General features: G+C 73.9%; 3 protein-coding genes. All 3 read right to left on the bottom strand.

Annotated features, from left to right (window positions below; all coding sequences use genetic code 11):
• The coding region (locus tag L2I40_RS22730) for an asparaginase (protein ID WP_237217633.1) at positions 1-815 on the bottom strand (815 nt) is incomplete at its 3' end.
• Positions 816-820: 5 nt separating this feature from the next.
• The gene (locus L2I40_RS22725; RefSeq protein ID WP_237217631.1) at positions 821-1,294 is read right to left on the bottom strand and encodes a PaaI family thioesterase; all 474 of its coding nucleotides are present in this window, start codon (positions 1,292-1,294) and stop codon (positions 821-823) included.
• Positions 1,291-1,751, bottom strand: a 461-nt coding sequence (locus L2I40_RS22720; RefSeq protein ID WP_272911004.1) for an MATE family efflux transporter, incomplete at its 5' end; no start/stop codon positions are given. The genes L2I40_RS22725 and L2I40_RS22720, both read right to left, overlap by 4 nt.

The raw sequence follows: 1,751 nt of genomic DNA, 5'->3' as shown, positions 1-1,751 counted from the left end.
CCTGCCGCGGCCTGGGCCAGCGCGCGGCGCTCCGCCGGGGTGGTGAAGCCCGGCGCGAAGCCGGCCGCGACGAGTCCGCGCGCGCCGGCGGCGAGGAAGGCGCGAATCGCGACGTCGTCGCCGCCCGCAACCGAGTAGCAAACATCCACGCGCGGCGGCGTTTCGACGGCCGCGATGTCGAACCGCTCCGCCAGCGTCAGCAGCCGCGTCGGCCGGCGCCAGAGGCTGATGCGGTCGGCATCCACATGGCCGAGCGCGCCGACATCCGGGCTGCGGAAGGTCTGCAGACGCGTGGTCGAGGTCTTGGTCACCTCCCGCGCCGCGTGGATCTCCTCGTTCAGCACCACCAGTGCGCCGAGTCCGCGCGCCTGCGGATCGCCCGCCACCCGCACCGCGGCGACGAGGTTCATGGGCCCGTCGGAAGACAGCCCCGTGAAGGGCCGCTGCGAGCCCGTCACCACAACCGGCATGTCGTCCGGCAGCGTGAGCGAGAGGAGGTAGGCGGTCTCCTCCAGCGTCGCGGTGCCGTGCGTCACGACGATTCCGGCGAGGTCGGGATGCGCCGCCTTCACCTCCGCGATGCGCGCAAGCACCGCGCGCCATTCGGCCCAGCCGATCGCGGTGGAGGGGATCGCGGCGAAGGGCACCGGGATCACCTCCGCCACCTCGGCCAGCGCGGGAACGCGCGCGACAAGCTGCGCCGCATCCAGGATCGGCAGCCCCGCCGAGCCGTAGTCCTGCGTGTCGAGCGGCCCGCGCCCCTGCGAGGCGATCGTGCCGCCCGTGCCGATGACCGCGACCTTCGGTCTGGCCATGCGATTCAGCCCTCCGGTGCTCGCGGCGTGCCGCCGCTGCGCCCTCCGGCCATCGCAGGGCTATCCACGACGGCGCAGGTCAGTCGCGACACGCAGGCCAGCTTGCCGTCGGCGCGCCGGATCTCGGTCTGCCAGACCTGGGTCGTGCGGCCCGTATGGAAGGGTCGGCATTCCGCCGTCACCACCTGCCCCGCGGTGACGGCGGCCATGTGGTTGGCGTTGATCTCGAGCCCGACGGCGTGCCGTTCCTCCGGCAGCGTCAGCAGGCAGCCGAGCGAGCCCAGCGTCTCGGACAGCACCACGCTCACCCCGCCATGCAGCAGGCCAAAGGGCTGCAGGTGGTGCGCCTCCACCGGCATCTCGGCGCGGATCGCATCCGGCAGGACCTCGGTGATGCGGATGCCGAAGACGCCCGCGGCGCCGGCCGCGAGCCGCGCATTGATCGCTTCCACCGTCGCTGGACGCCGCCAGATGCTCATCGGGCGAGTGAGGCGGCCATGCCGCGCCGCGTCAACCCGGTCATCGCCACCCAGCGCCAGGTCATCAGCCCCGCCACGATGCCGAGCCCGGCGGCGAGCCCGATCCAGAGCCCGACCGGCCCGAGCCCCAGCGCGAAGGCGAGCAGCAGGCCGAGCGGCAGCCCCGCGCCCCAGTAGCCGAAGCCCGCAAGCAACATCGGCACGGTGGTGTCCTTCAGCCCGCGCAGCGCACCCGCCGCCACCGCCTGCACGCCATCCGCCAGCTGGAACAGCCCCGCGACGACGAGCAGCGTGGCGGCCAGCACGGCCGTCTCCGCCGCGCCGGGGTTCGCGGCATCGAGGAAAGTCCAGGCGATCGCCGTGCCGAACAGGATCAGCATCGCGGCCGAGGCCGCCATGAAGACTGCGCCCAGGCCGAGCGCCGTCCAGCCCGCCCGCGCCGCGGCCGCGCGGTCGC

This window comes from Falsiroseomonas oryziterrae (assembly GCF_021864505.1).
GTDB classification, from domain to species: Bacteria; Pseudomonadota; Alphaproteobacteria; order Acetobacterales; family Acetobacteraceae; genus Falsiroseomonas; species Falsiroseomonas oryziterrae.
This window is presented reverse-complemented; position numbering and strand designations above follow the sequence as displayed.

What these genes read in the sequence shown, in the direction of transcription:
- L2I40_RS22725 (WP_237217631.1), bottom strand. Translation starts at nt 1,294, where the DNA reads ATGAGCATCTGGCGGCGTCCAGCGACGGTGGAAGCGATCAATGCGCGG.